Genomic DNA, 14,017 nt, shown 5'->3' with positions numbered 1-14,017 from the left:
GTGGGGGTAACGCGGGGTGGCGGTCAGGGTCGTGCCGGGCGAGCAGCGGGCGGCCGGAGACCGGTGGGCGGGTGCAGCCCCCCCCCCCCCCCCCCCCCCCCCCCCCCCCCCGGTCCTGGTGCCCGGACGTGTGCGCGGCGGACCTGGACTGGGCCGACGGCCACGGGGTGCCGCCGCTCGGCGAGCTGTGCCCGCCGGGCACCGGCCGGCCGCCGGCGCTCGTGGTCCTTGCGGGTGCGAACCAGCCGGGAGCGCTGAAGCGGGCGGCCGAGGCGGGTGCGCTCGGCTTCGTCGACAAGGCGGGCTCACCGGACCGGCTGGTGCGGGCGATCCGCAGCGTCGCGCAGAGGGAACGTTTCATCGATGACTCGCTGGGCTTCGGATTCCTCAAGGCGGCGGAGATGCCGCTGACGAGACGCGAGCTGACCGTGCTGTCCCTGGCGGCCGGCGGGGCGTCGATCGCGGAGATCGCCGGAAGCCTGCACCTGTCCCACGGCACCGTGCGCAACTACATGGCGGCGATCACCCGCAAGACCGGGGCGCGCAACCGCGTCGACGCGATCCGGATCTCGCGCGGCGAGGGCTGGGTGTGATCACCGCACCGGCGCGGCGGCCTGTGCGCTCCAGCCGCCGACCAGCTCCCGGTACAGAGCCGAGGTCCGCAGCAGCTCGTCGTGGGTGCCGCAGGCGGTGCGCGGGCCGTCCATCACCAGGACGCGGCCGGCGCGGCGCGCGGAACTGATGCGGTGCGCGACGACCACGAGTGTGCCGCCCGGGCGTGCCGCGAACGCCCGCTCGGCACGGGCCTCCGCCTCCGGATCCAGATGGCAGGTCGCCTCGTCGAGCAGGGCGAGCGGGGCGGGTGAGAGATAGGCCCGGGTCAGCGCGATCAGCTGCCGCTCCCCGGCCGACAGCGCCACCGGGTCGACCCTGCCTCCGGGCCCGCCGAGCGCCCGCAGCAGCGGGGTCAGTCCGACCGCCTCGGCCGCGGCCAGCAGTTCCGCCTCCGGCACCGGGTCCCGCCGGAGGAGGCCCAGGTTCTCGGCCAGGGTCCCGCCGTGGACGTACGCCTCCTGCGGGATCAGCACGCGCAACGCGGCCGCCTCCGGCCCCGGCACGCCGTGCCCGTACACCCTGATCGCCCCTTCCCGAGGCTCCAGCAGCCCGGCGGCCAGCCCCGCGAGCGTCGACTTGCCGATTCCGCTCGGCCCTACGACGGCCAGGTGCCCGCCCGCGGGGACGGCGAGGTCGAGCCCGTCGAGCACGGGTGCGCTCGCGGGGCCGTAGGCGAAGGTGACGGAGCCGAGGACGAGGGCGGGGGCGCCGGGCGTGGGCCGGGGCGCCGGTACCCGGTGCGACTCGAGTGGTGCCCCCGAGTCCGTCGGCGGGGCCAGGCGGCGCAGCACGACCACGAGGCGGGAGCCGCTGGTGCCGAGGCCGTGGACCAGGTTCTGGAGGGCGGGGAGCAGGGACTGGGTGACGTAGGCGAGCGCGCCGACCAGCGCGCCCGGGGTGACACCGTGACCCAGCAGCCAGGGCGCGGTGGCGAGCAGCAGGACCACGGGCAGCTCGCCGCCCACCGCCAGGGCGGCCACCCGGGCCAGGCTCCAGCGGGCCAGGGCGCGGGCTGCCCGCTGTTCCGCGTCGACCGACTCCGCGATGCCGGCCGCCACCCGTGCCTCGGCACCGGCAGCCGTCACATCCCGCAGTCCCGGGCACACCGTGCCCAGGGTCTCGGCCAGCGCCTCGTCGGCGGAGAGGAAGGCCTCCTGGCGGCGGGCCAGTGGCCGCAGGGTCGCCGCGAACAGGCACGTCCCGGCCAGCAGCGGAGGCACGACGACCGTCAGCAGCACCGGGGCCAGCGAGAACAGGCCGATCAGCGCACCGGCGGCGGTGAACAGGAACGAACGGGAGACCAGCACCAGCCCGGCGAGCGTGTCCCGGGCCATCTCCACCTGCTGGGTGAGCCCGGACAGCGACCCTGCGTCCGCCTCCCGCACCCCCCGCCCGACCACCGTCTCCACCAGCCGGTCCCGGACCGGCTCCACCAGCGCGGCGACCACCCCGTACACCCGCCCGGTCGCGAACGCCCCGGCGCCCACCGCGAGCCCGGCCGCCCCGAGCCACAGCAGGCCGACCCGCGTGTTCCCGGCCAGGAACCCGGCATCCAGGGCCCGCGCCAGCGCGTGGCCGAGCAGGAAGGTCTGCCCGGCCTCCAGGACGGACCACAGACCGAGCCGGACCAGCACCCGCCGGCGCGCCCGCACCGACTCCAGAACCCGTGTCCGCGCCCTCATGCCCCGAACACCGCCCGGTACTCCGCGTCCCGCCACAGCTCGGTGTGCGGGCCCACGGCCCGGACCCGGCCCCCGTCCAGCCAGGCGACCGCGTCGGCGCGGGCCGCCGTGGCCATACGGTGGGCGATCAGCAGACGGGTCGGACCCGGGCCCAGCAGGGACTCGGTGATCTCGTGCTCGGTGACCGTGTCGAGGCTGGAGAGGGCGTCGTCGAGGATCAGCAGGCGGCCGCCGTGGGCGAAGGCGCGGGCGAGGCCCAGGCGCTGGGACTCGCCGCCGGAGCGGGGCGCGTCGGCGCAGCGGGTGGCGTAGCCGTCGGGCAGGCGGCGGACGAAGCCGTCGGCGCGGGCCCGGCGCGCGGCCGCCCGGATCCGGGCGGGGGAGGGCGGGGCGAGCCCGAACGCGATGGTGTCCTCGATGGTCGTGCCGAGCAGGGCGGGGCGCTCGAAGGCGTAGGAGACCGAGCGGCGCAGCTCGCAGTGGGTCAGGGCGGGCAGCGGAACCCCGTCGAGGAGGACCTCGCCCGTGTCCGGGTCGGCGAGTCGGCCGGCCAGTTCGGCCAGCAGGGACTTGCCCGTGCCGGAGCGGCCGACCACGGCGAGGGTCGTGCCGCCGGGGACGACCAGGTCGACGCCGGCCAGGACCGTGCGCCCGCCCCGCCGGGCCGTCACACCGCGCAGCTCCAGCGTGCCGGAGCCGCCCGGCAGCCCTCGGGTGCCGTACCCGGGCGCCGGTTCGGCCAGCACCTCGGCCAGCCGCCCGGTCGCCGCGCGGGCCCGGGAGAGCGCGGCCAGCCGGCCCACCAGCACACCGACTCCCGTGGCGAGGACGGCGTACCGGGAGGCGGCCAGCAGCTCGCCCACGGACAGGCGGTGCCGGGCGAGCAGCAGCCCGGCCACGGCGACCACGCCCAGGTTCAGCAGCGGCGCCACGGTGACCGCCTGCGCGGCCGCCCGCCCCTGCACCCGCCACATGCGGTGCCCGGCGCGGGACAGCTCGGGCAGCGGCGCGAGGATCCGGGCCGTCTCCCGCTCCTCGGCGCCCGCGGCCCGGATCGTGCGGAAGCCGCCGACCGCCTCCGCGAGAGCGGCCGCCATCCGCCCCTGCACCCGCTGGTAGTCGGCCACGCACGCCGACGTGTCCCGGGCGAAGGCGCGCAGCAGGAGCGCCAGCACCGGTGCGCCGGCGAGGAACACGGCCGCCAGCCACGGGTCGATCAGGCCGAGGGCCACCACGCCCCCGACCGGCCCGGCGAGCGCGGCGGCCAGCGCGGCCAGCGCGCCCGGCGCCGTCCCGGCCTGCGCGGCGCTGCCGACCAGCCGCGCCACCAGGTCTCCGGCGCCGAACCGGGCACCCGCGCGCGGTCCGAGGGCCAGCACATGCCCGGCGACCCGGCCGCGCAGCCACGCGGTGGACCGGGCGTCGACCGTGCCCGTGAGCACGCCCGCACACCCGTCCAGCACGGCGAGCAGCAGCACCAGGCCCGCGCAGCAGGCCACCCAGCGGGCCGCCGGAGCGTGGGCGAGCAGGAGGTCGAGGGTCCGGCCGAGCGCGGCGGGCAGCAGCAGTGCGGCGGCCGTGGCGGCCGTACTCACGGCCCACAGGGCGGCACAGCACGCGCCGGCGTGCCGGAGTGCGGCGCGCGGCAGACGATCGGGGGCCTCGGGACGAGTCGTCATCGGGTACGGCCTCGCGTCGGAACGGACGGGAAGGCTCCGGGCAGCCCTTCCCGAACGGGGGAGAGGGCTGCCCGGAGCCGTGGACTCACCGGCCCGGTCAGAGACAGAGCAGAACGCTCGCCGCCGAGACGCAGGAGAGCAGGCTCACCGTGCTCGCGCCGGTGTGGGACAGCTCGTCGGACTCCAGGGTCTGGAGGTCGAGAAGTGCCATGATCGTGTCCTTTCCCTTCTTCGGGGACGGGGTTGTGTCACGACTCCGTCAGGTTGCGGAGCCGCGTGTGGGGGCCGCCGGTGGCGGCGGAAGGAACGGCAGGTGCGCGGTGCGCTCGGCGTCGCGGGCGGCCGCGAGTGCGAGCAGGCAGCCGGCCGTGCCGGTGGCGAGGTCCATGGAGAGCCGCATCATCTGGTGCCCGGGGAAGGCGAGTTGGCCCTGGTAGGCCATCGCGAACCAGCCGAGCCCCGCGATCTGCTGCTCGAGCCGCTCCCGGCCGGCGCCCGGCGCGGTGCTGCGGGCGAGGTGCAGCACCATGCCGGCGCGGCCCTGGAAGAGACCGGGCTGTGCGTAGAAACGGGAGGTGGCGGCGGTCAGGATGCCGGCCCGGGCCCGCTCGAACTCCTCGGCGGCATCGGCCACCGACTCCCGGCCGCCGCTTTCGCCCGCCTGCGCCAGGTAGTCGTCGAGGACCAGCCCGATCCCCACGCTCCCGTCACCGAGGTACGGCAGCGTCCGCCAGCCCTCGTCCACCTCCAGGCCGCCGCCCTGCTGGACGACGCAAGCGGCCAGGTCACGCCGGAGCGCCTCGGCCGCCGCCGCCAGGAACCGCTCCTCACCGGTCTCCTCGTACCGCCGGAGCAGGAACAGCGCGGGCCCGCTCGCGCCCCGCAGCAGGCCGGCCCGCCGCCGGGGCGGGTCCGGGACCGGTTCGGCGAGGCGTCGCAGAAGGATCTCGGCGGCCTCGGCGGCACGGTCGCGCAGCGCCGGCTCGCCGGTCACGGCTGCCAAGTGGCCGAAGACCAGGCCGAGTCCGGCGAGACCGCCGTGCAGGTCGGAGGAGAGATTGCGCCAGTTCTCCCGCAGGACACCGGCCAGCAGGTCCAGCGCCCGCTGCCGGTGGCCGAGCCGGTCGAGGACCAGAGCGACGCCCGCGAGACCGTCGTACAGGCCGAGCGGGGTGCCGGGCGGCGGTGGGGCGGTGTGGTCCAGCAGCCAGCGTTCGCCCTCGTCGTAGCGGCCGGCGCCGGAGACCGCCAGCGCGTACAGCACCCCGGCCGCGCCGTGCGCGAGCCCGAGGCCGCCGCCGTCGGAGAACTGGGCGATGTCACCGGGGAAGAGCCGGTCGTCGCGCTCCGGGGTCGCGGCGGCGAGGATCGCCTTGACCATGGAGTCCCGGCTGTAGGGCCAGTCGCCCGGCACCACCACAGGGGCGGACGTAGGACGGGGCCGTCCGCCCGCCGCATCCCGGGTGATCTCGGCGACCGCCTCGTCCAGGAAGGCGCGCGGCACGCCCGGGAACTGCTCCGCGATCACCTCCGCCAGGTGGGCCGCCTTCCCGCGGTCCACCACGAACAGCGTGGTCACGGGCAGGAACAGGGCGAGGCGCAGACAGGCCAGCGCATACCGGTCGACGTCCTTGCCGCGGCGGTCCGGCGGGGCGAAGAAGCCGGGGTGGGCCACCGTCTGCCGGCCGTTCTCCTCGGCCGGGGCGGCCGCCTCGAAGTCGATCAGGTACACCGTCTCCTCGTCCGGGGCGACCATGACGTTGAAGACGTGCAGGTCGTTGAAGACCAGCCCGCGCGCGTGCACCGACTCGACCGCCCGCTCCACCGCCCGGTGGATGCGCAGCGCCCACGCCGTGTACGCGGCGACCTTCGCCGGATCCGGGTCGGACGTGAGCAGCGGATGCCGTTCGGCGAAGAACGAGTTGAGGGGGCGGCCCTCGAGGAAGTCCATCACCAGGAACCGGTGGTCGCCCAGCGTGAACCAGTCCCGTACCTCGGGCACCACGCCCGTTCCGGCGGCCCGCTCCAGCGCGGCCTTCTCCCGCTCCAGCCGGGCCACGGCGTCCGCCCCGTCGGCGGCGAGCCCCGCGTGCGGACGCCCCTCCTTCAGCACCACCCGGCGCCCGTCCCGGGTGTCCGTGCCGACGTACACCCCGCCGCCGTTGGAGAAGTGCAGCGCCTTCTCGATGCGGTACGGCAGTTCGCCCACCGTCGTGGCCCGGCGTGCCTCCAGGTGCGGCCGCAGGAACTCGGGCAGCGTCACCCACTCCGGCACCTGGAAGGACGGCGCCCGCCGGTCCGGGACCAGCCGGCCCTCGCCGTCGGCCACCGCCAGGGCCGGCGAGCCGCGCTCGTCGACGACGTACCGGCGCGCGAAGGCGCCGTAGCGGACGTAGAGCGGACCGTCGTGCCAGCGCAGGTCGGTCAGGATGTACGGCCCCGCGCAGCCCTCCAGCTGCCTGCCCAGCTCGCGCAGCACCCGGTGCAGCTGCTCCTCGTCCACGGGGTAGACGGTGACGAACTTGCCGCTGGTGTCGCGGCCCGCGTACTTGGCGTTGCGCAGGTGCAGCAGATGCGGCGACGGCACGAACTTGAACGGGATGCGGCGCGGCACGCAGTAGTCCCACACGGCCCGGGCGATCGACTCCGCGTTCGCCGCGGTCGCCGAGGAGTGGATCTTCCAGCCCTGGGCCGGCGAGGGCAGCGGCGTGCCGTCCTCGGCGAGCGGGGTCAGCGCCAGCCAGTCGCCGGTGCGCGCCGCGTGCCAGCCGTCCGGGACCGCGCGGCGCGCCGTCGTGAACAGCGGCGCCGGCTCGCGCCCGTCCGCCGACAGCCGGTCGGGCGTGTCGTAGAAGTGCCCGTCGGCCAGCACGTACACCTCGTACCGCTTGTCCATGCGTCTCCCGCCCCCTCCTCCGGTTGACCCGGTAGACACTCGCAGCAGGTGGCCGGTCGCGGACAGTCACGACTGTCACGAGATCCCCGTGCGGAACGCATGGGTAAAGATGTGTTCGGCGGCTTTCGAGCGGACCCTGCACAGGCCGGGCGCGGTGCCTTCACAGGGGCTGCGCACGCGGCTCGTACGCGCTGTAATGGCCAAGTGGCCAGTGAGGGTGCTGCGGTGCGCAGAACGAGAGCCGAGCGTGCCGAAGCCGCCCTGGAAACACTCATCGCCGCGCCCGCCTCTCCCGACCGACTGCGCCGGGTCCTCGAACAGGCACTCGTGTTCGCCGGGGCGGCGTACGTGGGGGTCTACGTGCCCGGCGACGACCCCTCGGTGCTGTGCCTGACCGAGTCGGCCGGTCTGCCGCGCACGCTGTACGGCCTGCGCGACGGCTATCCGGCCGCGGGCGGCTCCCCGCTCGCCGAGGCCCACCGCACCCGGCAGCCCCGCTGGCTCGGCCCGGACGAGCTCGCCGACTTCCCGGAGGCACGCCGGACCCCGTCGGCGGACTTCTCCCTGGCCGTGCTGCCGCTCGGCCCGGCCGGCAGCGGCTGTCTGCTCGCCGTCACCGAGCACCCCGGCGGCTTCGACACCGACGACCGCGCCTGCCTGGAGCTGATCGCCCGGGCCGTCGCCGTGCCCGCACCGGCCGGCGGCGCCGCGGACACCGGCGAGCGGGCCGCCGACGCGTTCAGCCTGGCCATGGACACCGGCCGGGTCGAGGTGGGCGATGAGATCCTGCGCCTCTTCGGGATCGGGCGGGAGGCATTCGACGGCAAGGTGGAGACGCTGCTCGGCCTCACCGTGCCCGAGGACCTGCCCGCCCTGATGTCGGTGGTCGAGGCCGACCACATGTCCATCGGGGACCGCGAGTTGGAGTTCCGCATCCTCCAGCCCTCCGGCCCGCCCAAGTGGCTGCGGCTGCGCGGCCGGCTGCTGCCCGGCGGCGAGGGCCGCTCGGCCCGGCTCGTCGGCACCGTCGCGGACGCCTCCACCCTGCGCTCCGACGTCACCGACGTGGCCCGCGTACAGCGCCTGGCCGCCGCCCTCGCCACGGCCGGAACCGTCAGGGACGTCGGCCAGGCCGTCGTCGCCGCCCTGCGCAAACCCCTCCACGCCGACCGCATCGCCCTGGCCGAACTGGAGAACGACCGCCTCGTCGTCACCGTCCTCGACCCGCCCGAACCCGAGGCCTGGCCCGAGGTGTGGCGCACCGAGTGGCGCACCGAATGGCCGGACGCGCCGGTGCGCGCCATGCCGACCCTCGCCGCCGCCCTGCGCGAGGGCCGCGCCCGCATCTGGCCCGCCGGCTCCCCGCTGGAGCCCGCCCTCGCCGAGGTCGGCCCCGGCGGCCTCGCCGTGCTGCCGCTGCCCGCGGGCGGCCACATGGCCGGCGCCTGCCTGATCGGCTGGGACCGCCCGCACGACTTCGGCCCCGACGAGCGCGCCCTGCTCACCGCCTGCGCGGGCCTCGCCGGGCAGGCCCTGCTGCGCGCCCACGCCTTCGACGCCGAGCACGAACTCGTCGGCATGCTCCAGCGCACCCTGCTGCCCCGCCGGCTGCCCCGGCTGCCCGGTGCGGTCGCCGTCGCCCGCTACCTGCCCACCACCGCGGGGCTCGAGGTCGGCGGCGACTGGTACGACGTCATCCCGCTCGCCGACAACCACGTGGCCCTCGTCATCGGCGACGTCCAGGGCCACAACGCGGGCGCCGCCACCCTGATGGGCCAGATGCGCACCGCCCTGCGCGCCTACGCGACCGAGGGCCACGCGCCGGACGTGGTCGTCGCGCACGCCAACCGGCTGCTGCTGGAGATGGAGACCGACCTCTTCGCGACCTGCGCCTACGTCGACATCGACATGGAGGAGGGCACCGCCTGGTGCGTGCGGGCCGGTCATCTGCCGCCGGTGCTGCGCCACCCGGACGGCTCCACCGAGATCGTCCGGGCCGAGGGCGGCCCGCCGCTCGGCGTGCTCGGCCAGGCCGACTTCCCGATGACCCCGCTCCGGCTCCAGCCCGGCACCGTCCTCGCGCTCACCACCGACGGCCTGGTGGAGTCCCCCGACACCGACATCGACGTGGGGCTGGAGCGGCTCACCCGGGAACTGGCCGCCGGCGACCCCGGACACCTCGGCCTCGTCGCCGACACCCTGCTCACCGGCGCCCACCGCGGCGACGACGTCGCCCTGCTGCTGATGCGCTACGACGGCATGGCCGTACTCCCGCTGCGCGAGACCTGGACCGTGTGGCGGGTCCCCGAAGCCGTCGGGCACGCCCGCCGCTTCACCCGGCGCACGCTGCGCACCTGGGGCGTGACGCCCGACACCATGGACACCGCCCTCCTGGTCGTCTCCGAGCTGGTCACCAACGCCCTGGTGCACACCGACGGCCAGGTCCGCCTCGACATGAGCCTGGTCAACCACCGGCTGCGGCTCGCCGTCACCGACGCCTCGCCGCGCAGCCCGGTCAAGCCCACCAGCATCGGCTGGGAGGCCACCGGAGGCCGCGGCATCCTGCTGGTGGAGGCGGTCTCGGCGGCCTGGGGGACCGTGCCGGTCAGCGGCGGCAAACAGGTGTGGGCCGACGTCGTGCCCGACGGCTGACCCGCCACTCGGGTACCGGTCGAGGACGTCTCCGGCAGGTCGGAAGGGCCCGCCCGACCGCCGTGCCTAGGGTCGGTTGCCGTGGCACACACCTTCGAGGAACTCGTGGAGAAGCAGCGCGCGGCCGACGCGGCGCAGCGCACGGTCGAGGAACTGCGCGACACGTACGGGCCGCCTGCCGAGCGGGGGATGACGGGCGCCCAGTCGGGCACCTACGAGACGGCCCTGCGCGCCTGGCGGGACCTGGCGCGCGATCTGCAGACCGCGGTGAGCGAGTACGCACGGGAGACGGGCCGGCCGCGCGCGGAGGTGGAGGCCGAGGTGGAGCGGGCGGCGGCGCAGGAGGACACGTGAGCCGAGCCGGCCGCCGCGCCGAGCGGCTCGCGGACGCGGCGGACGCCCGGCTGCCCGTCCTGGAGGGCGGGCGGCTGCTGCGCAAGGCGTTCCCCGAGCACTGGTCCTTCCTGCTCGGCGAACTCGCCCTCTACAGCCTCCTCGTGCTGATCGTGACCGGGGTGTGGCTGACGTTCTTCTTCCAGCCGGAGATGCGCGAGGTCGTCTACGCCGGCTCCTACGCGCCGCTGCGCGGCGTGCCGATGTCCGCGGCCTTCGACTCCACCCTGCGCATCAGCTTCGACGTGCGCGGCGGACTGCTGATCCGGCAGGCCCACCACTGGGCCGCGCTCGTGTTCGTCGCCGCCATCGGCCTGCACATGCTGCGGATCTTCTTCACCGGCGCCTTCCGCCGACCTCGCGAGCTGAACTGGGCGATCGGGCTCACCCTGTTCGTCCTCGCGCTCGCCGAGGGCTTCGCCGGCTACTCGCTCCCCGACGACCTGCTCTCCGGCACCGGCCTGCGCATCGCCCAGGGCATCATGCTGTCCCTGCCGGTGGTCGGGACGTACGTGGCCTTCTTCGTCTTCGGCGGCCAGTACCCGGGCCACGACATCATCACCCGCCTCTACCCGATGCACATCCTGCTGCTCCCGGGCGCGCTCATCGCCCTGGTGACGGTGCATCTGACCCTGGTGTTCCACCTGAAGCACACCCAGTGGCGCGGCCCTCGCCGCAGCAACCGCAACGCCCTCGGCAAGCCGGCCTTCCCGCACTTCACCGCCCTCACCGCGGGGCTGGCCCTGGCCGTCTCCGGCGTGCTCGTGCTGCTGTCCGGCCTCGCGCAGATCAACCCGATCTGGAACTACGGCCCCTACCGCCCCGACGTGGTCTCCACCGGCTCCCAGCCCGACTGGTACGTCGGCTTCCTGGAGGGCGCGCTGCGGCTGGTACCGCCGTGGGAGACCAACCTCGTCGGACACACCCTCATGTGGAACGTGCTGCTCCCGGCCGTCGTCCTGCCCGGCCTGCTGTTCACCGTGCTGTACGCCTACCCGTTCGTGGAGCAGCGCCTGACGGGGGAGCGGGACCGTGAGCAGCACCTGTGCGACCGGCCGCGCGAACGCCCCGTCCGCACCGGCCTCGGCGTGGCGGGCACCGTCTTCTACGCCGTGCTGCTGCTGGCCGGCGGCAACGACATCATCGCCCAGACCTTCCGCATCTCCGTCAACGTGCTGACCTGGGCGCTGCGCGTCGCCCTCGTCGTGGCGCCCGTCCTCGCCTTCCTGCTGACCCGCTGGGTGTGCCGGGCGCTGGCCGCGGCCGAGTGCGATCGGCTCGCCGCGGGCGTGTCCACCGGCGAGATCCGCCAGAGCCTGACCGGCGGCTACGGCAGCGACCACGAGCCCGTCGCGACGTTCCGGCCCGGCGCGCCGCGCAGGCCGCTCACCGGTCCACGTACTGGAAGACCATCCCGAACACACCGCGGGCCAGAACACCCAGGCCGATGAGGAACAGCCACAGCCCGTAGACCACACCGGTCGCCGCCACCGCGAACCCGAGCGCGGTGACGACCGGCCACAGACTCTCGTCCGGGAAGAACGCCACCGGCCCCGCGCCGTCCGCCACTTCCGCGTCCTTGCGGTCCTGGGCCCGCGTCCCCCGGCGCCGGTACTGGATCAGACAGAAGAACGCGACCAGCGCCGCCATCCCGAACGCGACGACCAGCACGGTCGTGCCCGTGTCGTCCTGGGACCACACGCCGTACAGCGCGGCCGACGAGCCGAAGAACACCGCCACCCCGCCGAACAGCATCGCCTCGGCCTTCATCGCAGTCCCTCCGCCTCGGCGATCCGCACGACCTCCGGATGGTGCAGGTCGAAGGCCGGCGACTCCGACCGCACCCGGGGCAGCGCCAGGAAGTTGTGCCGCGGCGGGGGACAGGACGTCGCCCACTCCAGTCCGCGGCCCCACCCCCACGGGTCGTCCCGGGTGACCTTCGCGGCCGTGGTGGTCGTGCGCCAGACGTTGTAGAGGAACGGCAGCGTGGAGACGCCGAGCAGGAACGCCCCCGCCGAGGACAGCGTGTTGAGCAGGGTGAAACCGTCCGAGGGCAGATAGTCCGCGTACCGGCGGGGCATCCCCTCCTCGCCGAGCCAGTGCTGTACCAGGAAGGTCAGCTGGAACGCCGGGAACAGCAGCCAGAAGTGCACCTTGCCGAGCCGCTCGTCCAGCATCTTCCCGGTGATCTTCGGCCACCAGAAGTAGAACCCGGCGAACATCGCGAACACCACCGTGCCGAACAGCACGTAGTGCAGATGCGCCACGATGAAGTACGAGTCGGTCAGATGGAAGTCCAGCGGCGGCGAGGCGATCAGCACCCCGCTGAGCCCGCCCAGCAGGAAGGACACCAGGAACCCCAGCGACCATAGCATCGGCGTCTCGAACGAGACGGACCCGCGGACCATCGTCCCGATCCAGGCGAAGAACTTGATGCCCGTGGGCACCGCGATCAGGAACGACATGATCGAGAAGAACGGCAGCAGCACCGCACCCGTCGCGAACATGTGGTGCGCCCACACCACCGCCGACAGCATGGTGATCGCGATCGTCGCCCCGATCATCGGCAGATAGCCGAACAGCGGTTTGCGGGAGAACACCGGGATGATCTCCGAGATGATCCCGAAGAACGGCAGCGCCACGATGTACACCTCTGGATGCCCGAAGAACCAGAACAGGTGCTGCCACAGCAGCGCGCCGCCGTTCGTCGCGTCGAAGACGTGCGAGCCGAACTTCCGGTCCGACTCCAGCGCCAGCAGCGCGGCGGTGAGGTCGGGGAACGCGGGCAGGATCAGGATCGAGGTGAACAGCACGTTCCAGGTGAACATGGGCATCCGGAACATCGTCATGCCCGGCGCGCGCAGGCACAGGATCGTGGCGATGAAGTTGACCGCGCCCAGCGTCGTCGACACACCGGCCACCACCAGCCCCATCACCCACAGGTCACCGCCCGCGCCCGGGGAGAAGTAGGCGCTGTTCAGCGGCGCGTACGCGAACCAGCCGAACGCGGCCGCGCCGCCCGGCACCAGGAACCCGGACACCACCATCAGCCCGCCGAACAGGTACATCCAGTACGACAGCGCGTTCAGCCGCGGGAAGGCCACGTCCGGCGCGCCGATCTGCAGCGGCATCACGGCGTTCGTGAACCCGGCGAACATCGGCGTCGCGAACAGCAGCATCATGATCGTGCCGTGGATCGTGAAGAACTGGTTGTAGCCCTGCATGCTCAGGAACTGCAGCCCCGGCCGGGCCAGTTCGGCGCGCATACCGAGCGCGAGCAGCCCGGCCAGCAGGAAGAAGCAGAAGGCTGTGACCATGTAGAGCCGGCCGATCACCTTGTGGTCGGTCGTGGAGACCCAGCGCAGCACGGCCCGGCCGGGCCGCGAAGCGGGAGCCGTGTACCGCGCGACGATCTCTCTGGTGTCCGGCATATCGGGTAGTTCCGTCATCGCCGGTGACGCTACCCCCGTACCGCGAAGGCCCGCCCACGCCACGCCCTGCGACGTTCGGATCCGGACGAGCGCCGTCAGGGTGGGACCGATCAAGGCTCCGGCCCCGTCCTCGGAGCCCACAGCAAGGTTGCGGTCCGGGACGTGCTCGACCCGGTCCCAGTCGACGCCGCACGCCGCGAGGAGCAGTCCGGTCAGGTCCCTGTTGGTCAGCTCGGTGCCGCCGCCGAGGTTGTAGACCTCACCGGGCCGGCCCTGGGTGCGCACGAGGTCGATGCCCCGTAGACCTCGTCGGTGGGGGCGGCGAAGTGCACCACCTGGTCGGCGTCCGCCATCAGCTTGTCGACCAGGGCGGCGTCGCCTATGTCGCCGTGCACGAAGTCGAGCCGATGAACCCGGCGGCGCCGGTGACGAGGAGGTTCATGAACGGACGTGCCACGACCTGCGCTACTCGGTCGAATGGAGCAAGGCCCGCGACGAACTCGGCTGCCGCCCGCGCCGCGACTTCACCACCGGCTCGCCGAAACGGTCGCCTGGTACCGCGACAACCGCGCCTGGTGGGAGCCACTGGTGCAGCGGGGCTCGCGCCGACTGCCCGCAGGGTGACCCGGCCCTGGTGCGGGCGAACGGCTGCCCGCGCCAGGGGCCGGA

Annotated in this window: 11 protein-coding genes and 2 pseudogenes; 5 read left to right on the top strand and 8 right to left on the bottom strand. The window is 74.3% G+C overall.

The window, feature by feature from the left end; genetic code table 11:
• The first annotated feature begins 71 nt into the window (after positions 1 to 71).
• Positions 72 to 593: a response regulator transcription factor gene (locus ACZ5DS_RS21635; RefSeq protein ID WP_468240916.1), complete on the top strand. Its 522-nt coding sequence runs from the start codon at positions 72 to 74 to the stop codon at positions 591 to 593.
• Here ACZ5DS_RS21635 and ACZ5DS_RS21630 read toward each other — a convergent pair whose 3' ends face one another.
• The 4 genes from ACZ5DS_RS21630 to lanKC all read right to left on the bottom strand — a co-directional run bounded on the left by ACZ5DS_RS21630 (position 594) and on the right by lanKC (position 6,872).
• On the bottom strand, positions 594 to 2,297 hold the full coding sequence (locus ACZ5DS_RS21630) for an ATP-binding cassette domain-containing protein (RefSeq protein ID WP_468240914.1): 1,704 nt from the start codon (positions 2,295 to 2,297) through the stop codon (positions 594 to 596).
• Positions 2,294 to 3,976, bottom strand: coding sequence for an ATP-binding cassette domain-containing protein (locus ACZ5DS_RS21625; protein ID WP_468240912.1), 1,683 nt, complete (start codon positions 3,974 to 3,976; stop codon positions 2,294 to 2,296). The genes ACZ5DS_RS21630 and ACZ5DS_RS21625 overlap by 4 nt, the downstream gene beginning before the upstream one ends.
• A 97-nt stretch (positions 3,977 to 4,073) precedes the next feature.
• Positions 4,074 to 4,187: a SapB/AmfS family lanthipeptide gene (locus ACZ5DS_RS21620; RefSeq protein WP_359072654.1), complete on the bottom strand. Its 114-nt coding sequence runs from the start codon at positions 4,185 to 4,187 to the stop codon at positions 4,074 to 4,076.
• Between the two features lie 48 nt (positions 4,188 to 4,235).
• Complete coding sequence (gene lanKC, locus ACZ5DS_RS21615; RefSeq protein ID WP_468240909.1) at positions 4,236 to 6,872, bottom strand: class III lanthionine synthetase LanKC; 2,637 nt, start codon at positions 6,870 to 6,872, stop codon at positions 4,236 to 4,238.
• 204 nt (positions 6,873 to 7,076) lie between these two features.
• Here lanKC and ACZ5DS_RS21610 point away from each other — a divergent pair, with 204 nt between their 5' ends.
• From ACZ5DS_RS21610 to qcrB, 3 genes are all read left to right on the top strand, one after another.
• Complete coding sequence (locus ACZ5DS_RS21610; protein ID WP_468240907.1) at positions 7,077 to 9,524, top strand: SpoIIE family protein phosphatase; 2,448 nt, start codon at positions 7,077 to 7,079, stop codon at positions 9,522 to 9,524.
• Between the two features lie 81 nt (positions 9,525 to 9,605).
• Positions 9,606 to 9,878 (top strand): hypothetical protein, encoded by a 273-nt coding sequence (locus ACZ5DS_RS21605; protein WP_468240904.1) that lies wholly within the window; start codon positions 9,606 to 9,608, stop codon positions 9,876 to 9,878.
• The gene (gene qcrB / locus ACZ5DS_RS21600; protein WP_468240902.1) at positions 9,875 to 11,368 is read left to right on the top strand and encodes a cytochrome bc1 complex cytochrome b subunit; all 1,494 of its coding nucleotides are present in this window, start codon (positions 9,875 to 9,877) and stop codon (positions 11,366 to 11,368) included. Before ACZ5DS_RS21605 ends, qcrB begins: the two co-directional genes overlap by 4 nt.
• On the opposite strand, the gene ctaF is transcribed toward qcrB, so the two are convergent.
• The 4 genes and pseudogenes from ctaF to ACZ5DS_RS21580 all read right to left on the bottom strand — a co-directional run bounded on the left by ctaF (position 11,304) and on the right by ACZ5DS_RS21580 (position 13,743).
• Positions 11,304 to 11,687, bottom strand: a complete 384-nt coding sequence (gene ctaF, locus ACZ5DS_RS21595; protein ID WP_468240900.1) for an aa3-type cytochrome oxidase subunit IV — start codon at positions 11,685 to 11,687, stop codon at positions 11,304 to 11,306. The two genes, qcrB and ctaF, sit on opposite strands and share 65 nt — an antisense overlap.
• Positions 11,684 to 13,348 carry an aa3-type cytochrome oxidase subunit I gene (gene ctaD, locus ACZ5DS_RS21590; RefSeq protein ID WP_468241276.1) on the bottom strand — a complete coding sequence of 555 codons (1,665 nt, stop codon included), beginning with the start codon at positions 13,346 to 13,348 and terminating at the stop codon, positions 11,684 to 11,686. The genes ctaF and ctaD overlap by 4 nt, the downstream gene beginning before the upstream one ends.
• 150 nt (positions 13,349 to 13,498) lie before the next feature.
• Positions 13,499 to 13,648 (bottom strand): annotated as a pseudogene (locus ACZ5DS_RS21585) (dTDP-glucose 4,6-dehydratase); the annotation flags it as partial.
• On the bottom strand, positions 13,576 to 13,743 hold the full coding sequence (locus ACZ5DS_RS21580) for a hypothetical protein (RefSeq protein ID WP_468241304.1): 168 nt from the start codon (positions 13,741 to 13,743) through the stop codon (positions 13,576 to 13,578). The gene ACZ5DS_RS21580 and the pseudogene ACZ5DS_RS21585, both read right to left, overlap by 73 nt.
• 35 nt (positions 13,744 to 13,778) lie before the next feature.
• Between ACZ5DS_RS21580 and ACZ5DS_RS21575 the strand changes: the two are divergent.
• Positions 13,779 to 13,972: pseudogene (locus tag ACZ5DS_RS21575) on the top strand (dTDP-glucose 4,6-dehydratase); the annotation flags it as partial.
• Positions 13,973 to 14,017: the final 45 nt, after the last annotated feature.

It is taken from the genome of Streptomyces sp. NPDC031100, from assembly GCF_055570785.1.
The sequence above is the reverse complement of the archived record's forward strand: the minus strand, read 5'-3'. Positions and strand labels throughout refer to the sequence as shown.